At 67.1% G+C, this 17,881-nt stretch carries 15 protein-coding genes; 5 read left to right on the top strand and 10 right to left on the bottom strand.

From position 1 onward, the window contains the following. Positions 1-102 precede the first annotated feature (102 nt). From EV651_RS29860 to EV651_RS29840, 5 genes are all read right to left on the bottom strand, one after another. A complete protein-coding gene (locus EV651_RS29860) occupies positions 103-945 on the bottom strand; it encodes a c-type cytochrome (protein ID WP_133788595.1) in 843 nt (280 codons plus the stop codon). Between the two features lie 115 nt (positions 946-1,060). Further along, the gene (locus tag EV651_RS29855) at positions 1,061-1,594 is read right to left on the bottom strand and encodes a hypothetical protein (protein ID WP_133788594.1); all 534 of its coding nucleotides are present in this window, start codon (positions 1,592-1,594) and stop codon (positions 1,061-1,063) included. Between the two features lie 131 nt (positions 1,595-1,725). After that, positions 1,726-2,583 (bottom strand): carbohydrate ABC transporter permease, encoded by an 858-nt coding sequence (locus EV651_RS29850; RefSeq protein ID WP_133788593.1) that lies wholly within the window; start codon positions 2,581-2,583, stop codon positions 1,726-1,728. Next, complete coding sequence (locus EV651_RS29845) at positions 2,580-3,476, bottom strand: carbohydrate ABC transporter permease (protein WP_166658833.1); 897 nt, start codon at positions 3,474-3,476, stop codon at positions 2,580-2,582. Before EV651_RS29845 ends, EV651_RS29850 begins: the two co-directional genes overlap by 4 nt. Before the next feature lie 65 nt (positions 3,477-3,541). After that, positions 3,542-4,804: an ABC transporter substrate-binding protein gene (locus EV651_RS29840; protein WP_202870564.1), complete on the bottom strand. Its 1,263-nt coding sequence runs from the start codon at positions 4,802-4,804 to the stop codon at positions 3,542-3,544. A gap of 151 nt (positions 4,805-4,955) precedes the next feature. Here EV651_RS29840 and EV651_RS29835 point away from each other — a divergent pair, with 151 nt between their 5' ends. Beyond that, entirely contained in the window at positions 4,956-5,990 is a 1,035-nt protein-coding gene (locus EV651_RS29835) for a LacI family DNA-binding transcriptional regulator (protein WP_133788590.1), read from the top strand. On the opposite strand, the gene EV651_RS29830 is transcribed toward EV651_RS29835, so the two are convergent. The 4 genes from EV651_RS29830 to EV651_RS29815 are packed head-to-tail and all read right to left on the bottom strand — an operon-like array spanning position 5,985 to position 9,670. Continuing rightward, positions 5,985-6,464, bottom strand: coding sequence for an anthrone oxygenase family protein (locus tag EV651_RS29830; RefSeq protein WP_133788589.1), 480 nt, complete (start codon positions 6,462-6,464; stop codon positions 5,985-5,987). The genes EV651_RS29835 and EV651_RS29830 overlap by 6 nt on opposite strands. A gap of 17 nt (positions 6,465-6,481) precedes the next feature. Continuing rightward, a complete protein-coding gene (locus EV651_RS29825; protein ID WP_202870563.1) occupies positions 6,482-7,357 on the bottom strand; it encodes a carbohydrate ABC transporter permease in 876 nt (291 codons plus the stop codon). A gap of 11 nt (positions 7,358-7,368) precedes the next feature. Continuing rightward, positions 7,369-8,292, bottom strand: coding sequence for a carbohydrate ABC transporter permease (locus EV651_RS29820; RefSeq protein WP_133788588.1), 924 nt, complete (start codon positions 8,290-8,292; stop codon positions 7,369-7,371). Between the two features lie 7 nt (positions 8,293-8,299). Then, the gene (locus EV651_RS29815) at positions 8,300-9,670 is read right to left on the bottom strand and encodes a sugar ABC transporter substrate-binding protein (protein WP_133788587.1); all 1,371 of its coding nucleotides are present in this window, start codon (positions 9,668-9,670) and stop codon (positions 8,300-8,302) included. A 145-nt stretch (positions 9,671-9,815) separates the two neighbouring features. Between EV651_RS29815 and EV651_RS29810 the strand changes: the two genes are divergently transcribed. From EV651_RS29810 to EV651_RS29795, 4 genes are read left to right on the top strand one after another with little or no spacing between them, the layout of a single operon-like run. Then, entirely contained in the window at positions 9,816-11,849 is a 2,034-nt protein-coding gene (locus EV651_RS29810; RefSeq protein ID WP_133788586.1) for a beta-galactosidase, read from the top strand. Positions 11,850-11,851: 2 nt separating this feature from the next. Further along, positions 11,852-12,862, top strand: coding sequence for a LacI family DNA-binding transcriptional regulator (locus EV651_RS29805; RefSeq protein ID WP_202870562.1), 1,011 nt, complete (start codon positions 11,852-11,854; stop codon positions 12,860-12,862). A gap of 39 nt (positions 12,863-12,901) precedes the next feature. Then, positions 12,902-13,438, top strand: coding sequence for an RNA polymerase sigma factor (locus EV651_RS29800; protein WP_133788584.1), 537 nt, complete (start codon positions 12,902-12,904; stop codon positions 13,436-13,438). Then, positions 13,435-14,211: a hypothetical protein gene (locus tag EV651_RS29795; RefSeq protein WP_133788583.1), complete on the top strand. Its 777-nt coding sequence runs from the start codon at positions 13,435-13,437 to the stop codon at positions 14,209-14,211. Before EV651_RS29800 ends, EV651_RS29795 begins: the two co-directional genes overlap by 4 nt. 63 nt (positions 14,212-14,274) lie before the next feature. Here the strand turns inward: EV651_RS29795 and EV651_RS29790 are convergent, their stop codons facing one another. Next, entirely contained in the window at positions 14,275-17,730 is a 3,456-nt protein-coding gene (locus EV651_RS29790) for a putative Ig domain-containing protein (RefSeq protein WP_166658832.1), read from the bottom strand. Positions 17,731-17,881 lie beyond the last annotated feature (151 nt).

The following is a 17,881-nucleotide window of genomic DNA, read 5'->3' as shown; positions in this document are numbered from 1 at the left end:
CTCCCCTGGCCGACGTGCCCTGCTCTCCGCAAACTCCCGCTGGTTCGTCCCAAAAAATCGAGACTAGCCGGTTCGCTGCGCTTTGGGCAGCCCGCCCGCGCTTCAAACCTTCGTTCGGAAGCGGCGGACGCGCGGCACCTTCGCGCCGATCCAGACCGCGACAACGACCAGGAGGCCGATTCCGACGAGCCAGCCCCAGAGGCCTTCGGACACCGGCCCGAGTCTGCCGAGCGGGAAGCCACCAGGGTCGTCGGACTGTTGGAGAGCGACCAGGTAGGCGATGATCGCGCGCTTGTCCTCCGGGCGGAGCACCTGGTCCGAGAAGACCGGCATCTGCTGCGGTCCGGTCAGCATCGCCTGGTACATGTTCCTCGGTGTGGTCTGCATCAGTGACGGCGCATAGCCGCCGTTCGGCAGTGCGCCGCCGCGACCGGCGAAGTTGTGACAGGCCGTGCAGTTCGTCCGGAACAGTTCGCCACCCCGAGCGATCTCGGCCTGCGTCACGTTGCTGACGTCGTACGCCTCCTGCGCGGGTACCGCGGGTCCGGGGGCGAGCGAGGCGATGTACGCCGCCAGCGCCTCGATCTCCTCGGGGCTGTACACCGGGGGCTTCCGCGGCACCTGGGCGCCGGTCTGTGCGGCCGGCATCCGTCCCGTGCTCACCTGGAAGTCGACCGCGGCCGCCCCGACACCGATCAGGGACGGGCCGGTGACGCGACCTTCGCCGTTGGTCCCGCCCTCGGCATGCAACCCGTGGCAGCTCGAGCACCCGACCGCGAACAGCCGTCGTCCTTCGTCGATCTGCTGAGACTGCGGACTGTCCGCGCCCTGGGCCCCGTTCGGCATCAGGGCGCCGTACGCCGATCCGACGATCACGAGCGCTGCGCCGACGACCAGGGCCTTGGCGAATCCGCCACGCCGCACCAGTCGCGGGACACCGCGCATCTCCACACCTCCCGGGGCCGGGGCTGCCGCAGACCAGCAGACACGACCCGGCGCACGCCGTCATCACCCGATTCGGGCGATCCCGCGCAACGCCGTACCGATCAGCAGGTACTGGTCAGCGGGTGTCGCGTTTGGCCTGGCGGCGGGCGCCGGCGGCCCGGGTCGATGCGTCCTTCTTCAGCCCGCCCGTGGTCTTGGTCGCGCGAGGACGCCTGCTGCCTGCCGGCGCGACCGCCGCATCGGTATCGCGCACCGACGCTGCCCGGCCGGCGCCCCGCACCGGCGCCACCTCGACCCGCGCCCGCGCCGACCGCGCTGCTTCGATCCGCTCACTGCGCAGCTCCGACGACGCGCGGCTGGCCGCCGTTGCGACCTGCCGACTCACCCGCGCCAGCACGGACTCGAACAGCTCGGCCTTGTCACGATCCCGCTGGTTCCTCGGATACGACACACCCCGGCTACCGACCTCCGCGACAGCCGCGCCGGCCGCTCGCCGGTAGTTCTTCACATACTTCGTCCGAGCCCGCCGCACCCGCTGATGCAACTCCAGCAACTCGTCTTCGTCGAGGCCCTTCAACACGTCCCGCTCGGTCTCGGCCACGAGCAGCCGCTCGGCCTCACTCAACGAATTCAGCAAACCTCTGTCCATCAGAAGCACTCCCCACATCCACGGCGACGACTTCCCCTCCAATAGACCGTGCAGCAAATCCCCGAAAAACAACAGGTCCTGCAGCGAGTGGTGATGTGGCCACGCGGGCTCCTCCACACGGAGGACGTCGGTCAGCCTTTGAAGGCGCCGTCCATGATGCCGCTGACGAGGCGGCGGCCGACGAAGGCGAAGAGGATCAGGAGCGGGATGGTCGCGAGGAAGGAGCCTGCCATGGCGAGGCCGAGGTCGACGACGCGGCTGTTCTGCAGAGCTTTGATGGCGATCTGGGCGGTGTACATCTCCGGGGACTTGAGGATGATGAACGGCCAGAGGAAGTCGTTCCAGGACGTGACGAATCCCAGCAGGCCGAGCACGAACGCGGCGGGACGGACAAGCGGGAAGGCGATCTGCCAGAAGACCTGCCAGGAGTTCGCACCGTCGATCCGGGCCGCCTGGATCAGCTCGTCCGAGACGGTCGAGGCGATATGTTGCCGCATCCAGAAGATGCCGAAGGCACTGGCCAGCCCCGGCACGATCAGTGCCTGAAGGGTGTCCACCCAGCCGAGCTTCGACATGATCATGTACTGCGGAATGACGGCCAGCTGTGTCGGAACGGTCATCGTGAGTACGACGATCAGGAACAGCGTGTTCCGCCCCGGGAAGCGCAACTTGGCGAACGCGAACCCGGCCAGCGCGCAGAGCACGCCGTGGCCGGCGCCGATGGCCAGGGCGACCACAGCGCTGTTGACGAGCGAACGGACGAACGGAACCGTGGTGAAGACGAGTTCCGCGAGGTGGAAGAGGTTCCCGCCGGGGATGACGTGCGGCGGCATCTTGTAGGCGGTCGCGGAGTCGTTCGACGCAACGACGAACATCCAGTACAACGGGAAGACGGTGATCACCACTGCGGCGGTCAGCAGGACGTAGACCCACCAGGGCACTCGTTCGATCCGGCCCCCGTGCCGGAGGCGCAAAATCAACACAGTCATGGCTTCTCCCGGCGGATGCGCGTGGACAGCAGATAGTTGAGCAGCGCGAACGCGACGACGAGGACGAAGAGCGTGACGCCGATCGCCGCGCCGTACCCGAACTTGAACTGGCCGAAGCCTTGCTCGAACAGGAACAGGGTGAGGGTCTGACACTGCCGGACCGGTCCGCAGGTCAGCGGCGAATTCGTTGACACCAGCAACGGCTCGGTGAAGATCTGCAGGCCCCCGATGGTCGAGGTGACGATGGTGAAGACGATCACCGGGCGCAGCGACGGGACGGTGATGTAGCGGAACTGTTTCCAGTTGCCGGCGCCGTCGACCGAGGCCGCCTCGTAGATGTCGCGCGAGATCGCTTGCAGCGAAGCCAGGTAGAGAAGGGTCGTGTAGCCGGTCCACCGCCAGATCACCATCGTGGCGATCATCGCCTGACTGCCCCACGTGGACTGGACGAAATCGACCGGGCCGACGCCGACCAGGTGCAGCGCCCAGTTCAGCAGCCCGTAGTCCCGGTCGAAGAGCTGCGCGAAGACGACGGTCGTCGCCGCCACCGACGTGATGTACGGGACCAGCATCGACATGCGGAAGAGCGTGGCCCACCGCAGGCGCGCGTGGTTGAGCAGGTGCGCGAGTCCGAGGGCGATCAGCAACTGCGGCACGGTGGACAGCACCCAGATGCTGATCGTGTTCTGCAGCGCGTTCCAGAACCGCGGGTCGTCGAACAGCCGCGAGAAATTGGCCAGCCCGACGAACGTGTGCTCGGCCACCGGGTTCCAGTCGAACAAGGCGACGTAGAACGTGAACAGGAGCGGGAACAGGCCGAAGATCGTGAAGATCAGGAAGAACGGCGCGACGTAGGCGTACGGCGCGACGCGCTCCCCCAGGCTCTCGCGCATGCGACGCCTCGGCACGGCAGGTGGCCGTGTCGAGGCTCGCGGCGCGGTGAGGGTGCCGGTCACCGTTACTTCCCGATCGCGGTCTTGATGTTCTGCAAGGCCGTGTCCCACGCCTTCGCCGGATCACCCTTGCCCTGCTCGACATTGGTGAGGGCGTTCTGGAACTCCTGACCGATGGCCGAGCTGTCCGGGCCGATGTAGAACGGCTTGAGGCCCAGCAGAGACTCGGTGTAGATCTTGCCGGTCGGTGCGTTCGAGAAGAACGGATCCTTGTGCGAGGTCAACTGCGAATCCTTGTACACCGACGGTGTCGACGGCAGTGAGCCCGAGCCGACGTAGTGCGCAAGCTGCGACTGCGGCGACTGCATCTCCTTGATGTAGTTCCAGGCCGCCTGCGGGTTCTTGGCGTTCTTCGGGATGGCGAGGTAGCTGCCGCCCCAGTTCCCGGCGCCTCCGGGAATGGTGGCGACATCCCACTTCCCCTTGGTGGCAGGCGCGTTGGACCGGATACTGCCGAGCATCCAGGACGGCGCCGCGACGACTGCGAAGTCGCCCTTGGCCATGCCGGCCGTCCAGCCCTCCGTGAACGAGCTGAGCTTCGCGGTGATGCCTGCCTGCGCCGCCGCCAGTGTGTAATCGAAGGCGAGCTTGACCTGCGGGCTGTGATCGTAGGCCAGGTTGCGGTCGGCGTCGTAGAACTTCATCGACCCCTGGTTGACGGCCTGGTAGAACACGCTCGTCGAGGCGTTGTCGACGAAAGCCTTGCCCGTCGCGGCCTTGTACTGCTTGCCCACCTCGATGAACTTGTCCCACGTCGGCCACAGCTTGCCGACCGCCTCCCGGTCGGTCGGCAACTTGGCGGCCGCGAACAGATCCTTGCGGTACGCGATCGCCAGACCACCGACGTCGGTGGGGATGCCGAGCACCTGACCGTCCTTGGCGACGCTCTGCGACCACACCCAGTCCAGGTAGTCCTTCTTCGTGTCGTCCGCGCCGAGGCTGCGCAGGTCGACGAAGTTCTGCGGCTGCTCGACGAACTTCGGCAGGTCGTCACCCTGGATCAGCACCAGGTCCGGAACCTTGCCCCCGGCAAGCGCCGTGGTCAGCGCCTGCGCCGTCTCCACCGAGGAACCGACCTCGGTCAGCTTGACGTGGATGTCGGGATGCTTCTTCTGGTACTCGTCGACGGCGGACTTCTGGTTGATCCCGGAGAACGACCAGAAGTCGAACGACTTCTGATCGGCCGAACCACCGGAATCACTGCCCGAGCAGCCGGCGACAAGCAGCGAAGCAGCAGCGGCGACAGCGAACGCAAGACGAATTTTCACGGCAATCCTCCCAGTCCGAAAATTTCGGAATCCCCGCCGATCATTGCGGGGAACTGTAAGGGTGCGGCTGCGGAGGGTCAACAGGTCATTTCGAGATTTCCACCGAAACATCCGGAGAGGGCGGGAGGAGCCCGCGGCTAGACTCACCGCCATGACCGCTAGCAGCGACTCCGCGGCGGGCCCGACAGGCCGGGCAATGACCGTCGCCCAGATCGCCGAACTCGCCGGTGTCTCGATCCCGACCGTGTCCCGCGTGATCAACGGTCAGTCCGACGTCTCGCCCAGGACTCGCGCGATGGTCGAGGGCATCATTCGCACGCACGGGTTCCGGCGACTGAAGAAGCCCGGCACCAAGGCCGCGCTGATCGAGCTGGTGTTCCACGAGCTCGCCGGCGCCTACGCGATGGAGGTCATCAAAGGCGTCGAACGCGTCGCCGGCGACAACGGGCTGGCCGTCGTACTGTCCGAGATGCACGGCCACACACCCGGGCGCGGCTGGATCGAAGGCGTGCTGGCCCGGCGGCCCGTCGGAGTGATCGCGGTGTTCTCCGGACTCACGCCCGCGCAAAGCGACCAGATCCGTAGTCGCGACATCCCGTTCGTCCTGGTCGACCCCACCGGCGACCCCGGACACGAGTTCCCCTCGGTCGTCGCCAGCAACTGGAGTGGAGGATTCTCCGCCACCCGCCACCTGCTCGAGCTCGGGCATCGGCGGATCGCCACCATCACCGGACCGACCCGGATGCTGTCCAGCAGAGCCCGGCTCGACGGATACCGCGCGGCACTCGACGACGCGGGTACGCCGTTCGCGGCCGAACTGGTCTTCGAAGGGACGTTCCAGGCCGAGGACGGCCTGACGCACGGGCGCGCCCTGCTCGGTCGCACCGACCGGCCGACCGCGATCGTGACCCACAACGATCTGCAGGCCTTCGGCGTGTATCGCGCAGCCGCCGAGTCCGGACTGCGCATCCCCGACGACCTCAGCGTCGTCGGCTTCGACGACCTGCCGATCACAGGCTGGGTCACGCCTCCGCTGACCACGATCCGGCAACCACTCACGGACATGGCCGCCGCGGCCGCGGACATGGTGCTCACCCTCGATCGCGGCGAAGCGCTCGCCCACCACCGCCTCGAACTCGCCACCCAACTCGTCGTCCGAGGCAGCACCGCACCTCCGCAGTCATAGATTCTTTCCACGGCGCGCCCGGGCCGTGAGATATCCCAGCGCCGCGCACAGCGCGACCGTCCGTACGGCGTGTGCGATCTGCCACCGATCGCGTAGGCGCGCCCAGTCCGCCGGTGGAGCCTGTGCTGTCCATCCCTGCTGTTCCAGGTTGATCGGGCCGTTGACCACCACCGTGACGACGACCGCGACCAGGATCAGCATCAGGGCGATCAGCGCCGGCCGCAGCAGCGTCCTGTCCGTCTTGTACGCCTGAACGACCAGCGTCACAACGGCAATCAGCGTCGCCGCGAAGACCGTGCCGATGAACCAGGTGAAGTACTCGTACTCCGCCTGGCGCACAGCGACGTACTGCGGCCCGTCGAGCGACCGAAGCGCAAGCTCGAGCACGAGCACGGTGCCGGCGACCCCGACAAGGATTCCGCAGCACGTCTGGCTTGCGACTCGAGCGATCCTGGTGACCGTTCCGGTCCGCATCGCCGCCCTCCTTCGCGCTATCCCTTCACGCCTGAGGCTACGACGCTCCGGACGAAGTGGCGTTGGGCGAACAGGAAGATGAGGAGCGCGGGGAGGACGTAGAGGGCGGCGGCCGCGGCTTGCACCGTGGGGATCGCGTTGCCGTGCGGATCGCGGTACCAGGCGGTGATCGCGACCGACAATGTCGTGTGGTCGACGTCGAGCAGGAGCGCGGGCGCGATGTAGTCGCCCCAGGTCCAGATGAACGACAGCAGGAACGAGGTGATCAGCACCGGTCGCGACAACGGCAGGAAGATCCGCAGGAAGATCCGGGTCCAGCCGCACCCGTCGATGATCGCGGCGTCTTCCAGCTCGCGTGGGATCGCGGCGAAGAACTGGCGGAACAAGAAGATCAGGTACGGCGACGCCGCGAAGCCCCACAGCACCCATGGCCAGTACGTGTTCACCAACCCGAGCTTCGAGAACAGGACGTACGTCGGCAGCAGCGTCAGGATCTGCGGCAGCATCATCGTCGACAACAGAACCACGAACAGCCCACGCTTACCGCTGCCGCGGAGTCTGGCGAACCCGAATCCGACGGCGGCGCTGGAGGCTGTGACAAGTACGGCGTACATCGTCGACAGGAACAGCGAGTTGACGGCGTACGCCGGGAAGTTGATGTCGGTCAGCGCGTGGACGAAGTTCCCCCACTGCGCCTGCCGGGGCAGGATGTGCGTCGGCACGGCGGCCCACTCGTCCCGGGTCTTCAAGGCCGCGAGCAGCAACCACACGAAGGGCCCGACGAAGAGCACCGCGAGCGCCATCAGCAGGACGTAGATCGCCCCCGCACTCAAACGGACCTTGACGAGCGGCAGCCGGTGGACAGCGGCGGATGCGGTACGGCGGTCGTGCACAGCACGTTCTCCTAACGGTCCGACTCGGTGTCGACCTCGTAGTGCACCCAGAGACGGCTGGATCGCTGGATGAGCAGCGTGAAGGCCAGGATCACCAGGAAGAACACCCACAGCATCGCCGACCCGTAGCCGAACCGGTTGCTGGTGAAGAACTCCTGATACACCTGCACCATGTACAAGTGGGTGCTCCGCGGCACCTGCCCGACCCCGGCGATGCTGTTGGTCTCGGCGAGCAGCAGCGGCTGTACGACGATCTGGAACGTCGCGATCACCCCCGTCACGACCTGGAAGAAGATGACCGGAGAGATCATCGGTACCGTGATGTGCCGGAAGACCCGCCACCGGCCCGCGCCGTCGACGACCGCCGCCTCCTCCAGCTCGGCCGGAACGCCCTGCAGCGCGGCCAGCATGATGACCATGCCGCCCCCGAGACCCCACAGCGTCAGGATGATCAGCGCATAGAAGGCCATGGGATCGATCAGCCACGCGATCGCCTTGATCCCGACGATGTGCAGAAGCGCGTTCGCGATGCCGGCGTCCCGGTTCAGGACGAGCTTCCACATGATCGCCATCGCCACCGCCGGAACCACCGACGGCAGGAAGAAGATCGTCCGCCACAGGCCGAGCGCCTTCAGCCGCCGGTTCAGCAGTACGGCGAGTCCGAGGGCGGCTGCGACGCTCAGCGGTACGGCGATTGCCGTGTAGGCGATCGTCCGCAGCAGGGCATGCCACGCCTCGCTGTCGCCGAAGAGTTCGGTGTAGTTGCGGATCCCGACCCATCGCCAGCGCGGCGAGCTGCCGTCGAAGTTCGTCAAGCTCATCCCGAACGCGTAGCCCAGCGGCACCACGGTGAGCAGGAGGAAGCCGAGCACCCAGGGCGAGACGAACAGGTAGAAGGATCGGTTCGAGTACCGCGACCAGCTGGTTCGGGCCATGTCGCGGTCAGCCGATCTGCTCTTTGCCCTGCTTGAGCACCTTGTTCACGTCGTCGGTGATCGCCTTGCAGGCGGCGTCGACCGTCGCCTGCCTCTTGATCGCTCTCTGCAGGTGCTTGTCCAGCGTGAGGTTCCAGGTATCCACCGTCGCGTACGGCGAGTCCGGCAGCGGCGCGCTGAACTGCAGCTCGTTCTGCGCCGTCTTGTACGCCTGCTTCTGGTACGGCAGATCCTGCGGCAGCTTCGGCAGCAGCGACTTCAAGGCAGGCAGCCCCCAGCCGCTCTTCGCGCGCTCCTCCGCGGGCGGGCCCGCCATGAAGTACTCCATCAGTTTCCACGCCGCGTCCTTGTGCTTGGACTTGGCGGGAATCCAGGCACCCATCCCGGCGTACGTCGGACTCACGCGGTGATCCCCCATCACGGGCGCAGGCGCCATCCGGATCACCGGCTGCAGAGCGGTCTCCTTGACGAAGTTGCCGCCGTACCAGTAGCCGTCCTGGCTGATCGCCATCCGTTTCGCCATGAAGGTAGACAGGTCGGCGCCGTCCGGCAGCGGATCGAGTGAGCTCGGCCCGACGCCGGCCTGCGCGAAATCGACGTACCACGCCACCGCCCGGCGAGCAGCCGCGCTGGTGAAGTCCGTCTCGGTCAGGTCGCCGTTGTAGATCTGTCCGCCCTGCTGCAGGATCATCGTCGCGAGCGGGGCGTACAGGTTCCACGCCCACTCCACTCCGAGGCCGTAGACCTTCGTCTTGCCGCCCTGTTTGCTGGTCAGCTTCTTGCCCACGGCAAGCAAATCGTCATAGCCGATCGGTTCGGTCTCGCTGAGGTGCGGGGCCTTCGCCTGGTCGAACAGCTGGGCGTTGTACCACAGCGTCGCGTCCTGGCTCCAGTCCTTCACGATCCCGTAGTACGAGCCCTGACCGATCCTGCTGCCGTCCCAGCGGAAGCTGTCGTTGACTCCCAGCAGATCGTCCTTCTTGAGCACCTGACTCTTCTCGAGGTAAGGCGTCAGATCGGTCGCCAGTCCGCGCGCGTTGACGTTGGCGCTGCCGACGGCCGCACCGCGGACGAAGTCGGGTGGAGTGCCGGACGCGAGCATCGCGTTCAGCCGCGTGGCGTCGGTCTGCAGGAAGTTGATCTTGATCCCGGGATTCTTCGCCTCGAAGTCCGCGATGTGGTCCTTGGTCAGCTCGTTGTTGTTGTACATCACGGTCAGCGTGACGGTGCTCCCGCCGCCCCCGCCGCCGTTGCCGGACGAGCTGCCCGACGAGTTGGCGTTGCAGCCGCTCAGCAGTCCCCCGGCCGCCGCGCCGCCGACCACAGCGGATGCCCCGCCGAGCAGTCGCCGCCTGCTGATCCGCGCCGATCCGTTCATCCCGACCTCCTCAGTCCGTGCTCCTGACTGGGAGCGCTCACAGTTTGTTTGCCGTCCATACCGCTGTCAATAGCTCGAAAACCTCGGATCCTCATGTCATGATGAGTGCCGTTTCTGTTCGCGCTCCCAGATCGGACACCTGTCGATGAGCATCGTCGTACCGGTTCATTCGGGATCGGCCGGCCGCGCCGAGCCAGTCCTGCCGCAGCTGACCGGCATCGCGTTCGGGGGCGACTACTACCCCGAGCAGTGGCCCGAGCACGTGTGGTCCGAGGACGTCCGGCTGATGCAGGACGCGGGTGTCAATCTCGTCAACGTAGGGATCTTCGCCTGGGCCCTGCTGGAGCCGTCGCCGGGAACGTACGACTTCGGGTGGCTGGACCGGGTTCTCGACCTGCTCCACGACGGCGGCATCTCGGTCAACCTGGCCACGCCCACCGCGGCCCCGCCGCCCTGGTTCTTCCGGCGCCATCCGCAGGCACGCCTCGTCGACCGTGACGGAAGGTTGCTCGGCGCGGGCGGACGGCAGGCGTTCTGCCCGCATTCTCCCGAGTACCGGGAAGCCGCGATCGCCATCACCGAGCAGCTCGCGGCACGCTACGCGGGTCATCCCGCACTGGCGATGTGGCACGTCCACAACGAGTACGGCGGCGCCAACACACACTGTTACTGCGCAACGTCGGCCGAGGCGTTTCGAGGCTGGCTGCGACGCCGTTATCACCGTCTGGACAACCTGAACGACGCCTGGGGCACAACGTTCTGGGGGCAGCGCTACGGTGATTGGGCCGAGATCGAGCCCCCGCTCGCCTCCCCGATGGCGGTCAATCCGGCGCAGCAACTGGACTTCTTCCGGTTCAGCTCCGACACGCACCTTGACAACTACATCGCCGAGCGCGATCTCCTGCGCCGGCTCTCTCCCGGGGTCGCGGTGACGACCAACTTCATGATCAACAACTGCAAGTGGATCGACTACCGGCGGTGGGCCGCCGAGGTCGACGTGGTTGCCAACGACCACTATCTCTACGCCGAGCAGGCGGCCAATCACATCGAGCTGGCGATGTCGGCGGACCTGACCCGATCGGTCGCCGGCGGCCGCGGATGGTTGCTGATGGAACACTCGACGAGTGCGGTGAACTGGCAACCCCGCAACGTCGCCAAGCGTCCGGGTGAGCTGCGCCGCAACACCTTGAGTCACCTCGCTCGCGGCGCGGAGTCGGCGCTCTTCTTCCAGTGGCGGGCCTCGCGCTTCGGTGGCGAGAAGTTCCACTCCGCGATGGTCCCGCACAATGGCACCGGAACCCGGGTCTGGCGCGAGGTGCTTGCCCTGGGCACCGATCTCTCGCGGCTCGGTGAACTCCGGGGCACTCGCGTTGTCGCCGATGTCGGGATCGCCTGGGACTGGCCGTCCTGGTGGGCGCTCGAGCTCGAGTGGCGTCCCTCCGTCGACCTCTCGTACCTCGACAGAGTCTCGGCGTTCTACGAGGCGACGTGGCGCTCGCACCTGACCGCCGACTTCGTCGACCCCGAAGGCGACCTCTCGCAGTACGCCGTCGTTCTGGTACCGAGCCTCTACCTGACAACCCCGGCAGCTGCGGACAACCTGACGACGTACGTCCGCAACGGCGGCACGCTCGTGGTCTCGTACTTCTCCGGCATCGTCGACGGGAACGACGCGGTACATCCGGGCGGCCACCCCGGCGCGTTCCGCGACCTGCTCGGCCTGTCCGTCGAGGAGTTCCTGCCGCTGCGAGAAGGCGAGCGGGTCCGTCTCGACGACGGCTCCAGCGGCGACGTCTGGGCCGAAGACCTCGTTCTCGACGGCGCGGAGGCCATTCGGCACTACATCGACGGACCCGCCGCCGGGCAAGCCGCGATCACCCGTCACCGGTTCGGACGCGGTACGGCGTGGTACATCTCGACCCGCCTCAGCGCCCCCGATCTCGCCGCCGTACTGCGAGACGCCGGTCTCCCACCACACACCGACGTTCCTGAAGACCTGGAGGTCGTACGGCGCATCGGGCCGGAGCACGAGTACCTGATCGTCATCAACCACGGAGAGCGTGACGCCACGGTTCCCGGTGCCGGCGACGAACTGCTCACCGGCGCGTCCTGCTCGGGCGATCTCGTCGTACCTGCGGGTGGCGTGCGGGTGCTCCGCTCGCCTCGACGCAGAATGTGACCATGAGCTCCTCGAACGCTTCCCGCCGCCCGACCATGGAGGACGTCGCCGAAGTCGCCGGCGTGTCTCGGGGAACGGTCTCCCGCGTGCTCAACGGCGGCCACTACGTCTCCCCCGACGCGTTGACCGCCGTACAGCGCGCGATCCGCAAGACCGGGTACGTCGTGAACCAGCACGCGCGCAGCCTGGTCACCCAACGGTCGAACTCGGTCGCCTTCATCCTGTCCGACCCGCAGGACCGGCTGTTCGAGGACCCCAACTTCAACATCCTCCTGAAAGGCTGCACCCAAGCCCTGGCCGAGCGCGACATCACCTTGCTGCTCACCATCGCCGGCACCCAGGAAGACCGGCGGCGCGTCGGTCGCTGGGTCACCGCCGGGCACGTCGACGGCGTGCTGCTGGTGTCCGAGCACGCCGGCAGCCCGCTGACCGACGAACTCCGATCCCGCGGGTTGCCGATCGTGGCGGCCGGGCGGCCGATCGGGCACGAGCGCGAGATCTCCTACGTAGCGGCCGACGACCGCGACGGTGCCCGGCAGATGGTGAGCTACCTGGGCTCCCGCGGCCGCCGGCGCATCGGCATCATCACCGGACCGACCGACACCCCCGGTGGCGTCGACCGGCTGGCCGGCTACCGCGACGTGATCGACGAACCGGACCCGCGACTGATCACCCACGGCGACTACACCCAGGCGTCCGGCGAGCGGGCGATGGCGGACCTGTTGGACCGCGCCCCTGACCTCGACGCCGTCTTCGTCTGCAGTGACCTGATGGCCCTCGGCGCGATCTCGACCCTGCATCGCGTGGGCAAGCGCATCCCGCAGGATGTCGCGGTCGGCGGCTTCGACGATTCCAAGGTCGCCGTCAGCGCCGACCCGCCACTGACCACCATCCGCCAGGATTTCACCCGCGTCAGCACCGAAATGGTCCGCCTCCTGCTCGACAGCATCGGCACCAACACCCGCTCCGCCGTCATCCTCCCCACCGAACTGGTCATCCGCGAGTCCGCCTGACGGCGACACACTCCGTGCCGTGCTGGACAGGTCCGAGTCATGAGTGAGCATTCACCGCCGGAGCGAGAGGCGCGGTTCACCGGGCTGTTCGAGGCGACGTACGCCGACCTGGTCCGGTTCGCGCAGCGACGGGTACCGGACGAGCAGGCCGAGGACATCGTTGCCGAGGCGTTCCTGGTCGCCTGGCGGCGGACCGACGACGTACCGGCGAGCCTGCCGGACGCGCGGGCCTGGCTGTTCGGCATCGCGCGGAACGTCATCCTCAATGTTCATCGCGGAGCACGACGGCGGACGGCACTGGCTGTCCGGCTCAGTGAGGCACCGACCGTCACTGCCGACAACTCCGAGCTCGTGGCCCGGCAGATCGATCTCGCGCGAGCGTGGGGCAAGCTCTCCGGAGTTCATCAGGAGGCGCTGGCGCTCGCAGTACTCGACGACCTCACCGCACCCCAGGCCGCGGCTGTCCTCGGTATCTCCCCCGTTGCGTTCCGGTTGCGACTCAGCCGCGCCCGCCGAGCGTTACGTGCATTCCTCGGACCTGTGCCGGCCCATTCGCCCGAAAGGCAGCTCTCATGACCCGTATCGACGAACTCGACGTCCTCAAGAGCCTGGATCCGACGAGTACCGACGCCGAACCGAACGGCCCACGCGCGCAGGCCGACCTGCGGCGGATCCTTGCGACCGAACCCACACCGGTGCCTGCGCGCAAGCGGTCGGCTCGGCGGATTGCCGTGGCCATCGCCTCGGTTGCTGCCGCGACTGCCGCTGTCCTTGTGCTGACCTCGGCCCTCGGTGGCGATCGCGCGTTCGCCACGTGGACCGCGACGCCGACGGGCCTGTCGGCAGGCGAGCGTGCCGACGCCGCCGATTCGTGCCGCAAGGAACAGAAGTCAGGCAGCCCGGACTACCGCGATCAGTTGTCCAAGGCAACAACCGCGATCGCGGAACGTCGAGGTGTGTGGACGCTCGTCGTCCTCGCGGACCAAAGTGGGTTCGGCGCACTGTGCATCACCGACGACTCGCGACACCTCTTCCGCAGCTATATCGGTTCGATCGGCACAACGCCGACGGCCGACCGGCCGGCCCCGCGCGCCCTCACCCCTACGAGCCTCGGCACCGGCTCGATCGACAACCACAGTCTGTCGGTAGCTGCCGGGCTGGCCGGAGCGGACGTCACTGCCGTCACCTACACCAGCCCGACCCGCGGCAAGATCACCGCAACCGTCAACGCCTCCCAGTTCGCCCTCTGGCTCCCCGGCGACGACCTGACAGACGCCAACCGAACCGGTGTCCCGGTCCAGGTCTCCTACCGAGACGGCACCACCGCAACACTCACCCTGCGCCTCTGAGCCGCAATCTCTGGCTGGTGAGCAGCGCGAGTTCCTGGTCCTCGCGCTGCTCGACCTTGCCGCTCAAGCGTCGTACTTGATGTCGCCGTAGAGCTCGACCTCGGAGAGGTCGCCGTACCAGCTGGTGGCGTTGTAGATCCGCAGGTACCGGTAGTGGTCGCCGCCCGAGGTGGTCTGGTCGCTCCAGCTGTTTGCGACGGCCCCGGTGAGCGCTTTGGTGAGGTCGGTCCAGGCCTGGCCGTCATTCGACCCTTGCACGACCGTGCCGTTGGCCCTCTGCGGGTGGCTGGCCCGCGGAAGGAACAGCACCTCCTCGGGCTGCACGGTCGCGTGTACGCCGAAGTCGATGACGTAGTACGCGCCTGGTCCGCTGTTCAGGTCGCCGTACGTGTTGGGGTCGCGGTCGAAGAGCAGGTAACCGACCTTGTCGGCGCCCAGTCCGGTGCCCGGCCACTGCTTGTCGGAGGCGGTGACTGTGGCCGTCTTGGCAACGTCGATGAAACGCGCGGGGTCGCCCGCGATGTAGAGCTTCGATCCGTCGGTGGTTCCGTAGGCGGTCGGCCCGGCCTTACCGGCGGCGTCGAGGTAGTCGACCGCGACCTGGATGTCGCCGGGTGGCACGTTGTCCAGTTTGACCGCGGCGGTCCAGTTGACGCCGTCGGCCGAGTTCGCCTTCGCTGTAAGGCCTTGGACGGTGAGGGTGACTTGTCGGAGCGGCTGCTTCGCGGTGACCGCGACGTCGACGGTGTCGCCGGTCATGATCTTGCCCGCGATGGCCTGGGCGGACGTGATCGAGGTCGCCAACACCTGGTTGCCGATCTCGTGCCGTTCGCCGTAGATGTGGAACTCGGTCAGCTCGAACAGGTTGCGGACGATGCCGTAGAGCACGTCCGGCAGGGGTTTGAGCAGCTGGACCTTGAGGTAACGGAATTGTCGGTCCCGCAGCGCCGGGTCGACGTCGAGGGTGTTGAAGTCCTGGGTGAACTGGGTGACGCCGGGGGTCAACCGGGTCCAGCTCTTGCCGTCGTTCGAGCCGTAGACGGTGGAGTTCGCGAGCCGGTCGGCGAAGATGTTGCTCTGGAATCCGAAGCGGGTCGCCGAGACCCGGAAGTCGGGCCCGAAGTCGAAGGTGTGGGAGAGGTTGACCGCCTGGCCGTACGACGTCCCCGATTGGTTGTCGCCGTCGACGAGGTTGCCGATGCTGGCCCCGGTCGTGGAGCTGACCACGAGCGAGGGATAGTCGAGGCTGCCGTCCGCGGCTGTGCGCGGCGAGACGAGCGCGAGGCCGTCGACCGCTGTCACGAGGTGCGCCAGCGCCGTGAGGTACTCGTCGTTCGTACCCTTCTTGCCCAAGTCCTGTGCAGTCGTGAGCGCTTGGTCGAAGGTGGCCTTGGTGTCGGAGACGTAAATGGCGTCCGCGTCGTGGCCCTGCTCGGCGAGCGTGAGCGCATCGGTGCGGTTGCGGGCAGCGGCCAGTACGACGTGGTGGCTCGCCACCGTGGTGCCGTCGGAGACCGCCACGGCGATGGTGGTGGAGCCGGCTGCGGTGGCGGTCCAGGTCAGCTTCCCGGTGGAGGTGTCGAGGGTTGCGCCCGGCGGTAGCCCCCGCGCCGTGTAGGCGAGGTTGCCGGTGCCGGCGTAGTGCGCGGAGAGGTCGGCGGTCGCGGTCGCGCCCCTCCAGTTCACGACGCGCGCGGTCGACGTGTCGTCGAAGGTCGGTGGAGTCAGTCCGGCGGCGGCGTTCGTGTCGATCTGATCGATGTCGATCGTCGCCCCGTCACCGGTCGCCTGGACGAACAGCATGTCCCCGATCGAGCGGGGGTACATCACGTAGCGCCACTGGCCGCCGGTGTCCGGCACGAGGATCGTGCGGTCGTCGTGCCGGTCGATCCGCAGCCGCACCTCGCCGTCGGTGCGGACCCGGAAGGCGAGAAGTTGCTTGCTGGTCGAGCCGCTGAGGTAGGCGATCTCGGAGCCGTGGCCTGCGGTCGACATCCGCACGTATCCGGTGCTGCCGTCGGTTCGGCGCTCGACGTCGCCGGCGAGGCGGGTGTACTTGTTCTCGACCTCGAGGCTCGTCGGGCTGTCCGGCAGCGGCGGGACGACCTGCCCGGCCGCGGCGGCCGGCGCGAAGAGCCAGGAGTCGCCGCCGCCGTCCACGTTGTCCCAGGCGTTGTTGCGGCTGCCGCCGTAGTAGAAGAGCGGGCCGTTGCGCTTGCCGTACGCCTCGGCGAAGTACGGCGCGACCTTCTTGACGTCCTCGCCGCGGCTGAACGCGTAGTGATAGTAGACGTCCCAGAAGCTCGCGGTGTTGTAGCGCCCGCGGTAGCTGTTCGAGATGTGGTCGTAGGTGTCGCGGATCGTGCCGTCCGGCGAGATCGCGTAGGCCATCGGGGTCCACGGGGTGTCGTAGCCGAGCATGAATCGCCAGAAGTAGTCGGCGGCGGCGAGAATCCGGTCGTTCAGGAACTCGTACGGGCCGACTGCGTTCGGGGCGTCGGAGACCGTTCCGGCGACCGGATCGACCTTCGTACCCTGCGCCAGCAGCATGCGGGAAATGATCGCGGCGTTGGTGAGGTCACCGCCGCCGTGGGCCTGGTCGCGTCCCATCTCGGCGTGCTGCACGTGCGGGTCCTTGATCGGCTTGCCGGTCTTGTCGTTGTGGTCGACCCATCGGAACAACCGGGCGATCGAGCCGTTGAAGCCCTGGTCCTTGGCGCCGGCGTTGACGGTGAACCATTCGACAGACCGCTTGTAGAGGGCTGGGTCGTCCATGAAGATGGCGCCGGCCATCGCGCCCATGAGCGGGTAGCTGTGCTGGTTCATGAAGTGGTTGTTGTCGTTCTGGAAGGTCTCGACAACCGGTACGACGAGGTTGCGAGTGAAAGCCTGCGTGTCCGCGTCGGTCCAGGGGTACGCCTCGTCGGCGCACGAGGTGTAGCGCAACAGCTCCGCGGCGGAGACCATTCGGTTGAGCGGGATACCGGTGTGGATGTGCGCGTCGGTGAAGTACTCGTACTTCGCGGGGTCCATCTGCTCCCAGATGCGAATGATGTCGAGGGCGTTCTTGCGGTACACCTCCTCACCGGTGAGCACGTAGAGCACTGCCTGCGTGTAGGACTTCAGTCCGTCGGCGATGAAGCGGCCGTTGAAGCCCTGGCTGTTGAACGCATCCGAGGCGGGCTTGGTCGGATCGGCGCTGCTCCGGTTCGACGAGGTCACGCCGGTACCGGCCGCTGACGACTGCTGCATCGCACGGAAGGACGACGTCCAGGGTTCGGCGCCCGCCGCGATCTGTTGGCGGGCGTTCTGAAGGATCGGCTCGCTCAGGCCGACGCCAGGGTGGACAAACCCCTGCGCGCTGACCGTGGACCGGAACGTCACGGCACACGTGCCGAGATCCTGCGCGGCGGCCGGCCGGCCGACCGCGAAGAGCAGTCCGGTGACGAGCACGAGCGCCGCGGCGAACGCACCGAAGCGTCGGACCTGGCCGCCGGTGGCGGCTGGAGTCGGATTCACAGAGAGCACCTCTTCCATGGGCGGAGGAGTTCGGTGACGGGCAGGAGCGCTGCCGCGAACGCGACCATCAAGCCGCTGAACTCGTAGTTATCGATTTCTACGTTAGGCAGCATCCAGAGGTACGGCAAGACCACAAGGCCTTGACGCTATG

Origin of the sequence: Kribbella sp. VKM Ac-2571 (assembly GCF_004362255.1) — a bacterium.
In the GTDB taxonomy this organism is placed as follows: domain Bacteria; phylum Actinomycetota; class Actinomycetes; order Propionibacteriales; family Kribbellaceae; genus Kribbella; species Kribbella pratensis.
The sequence above is the reverse complement of the archived record's forward strand: the minus strand, read 5'-3'. Positions and strand labels throughout refer to the sequence as shown.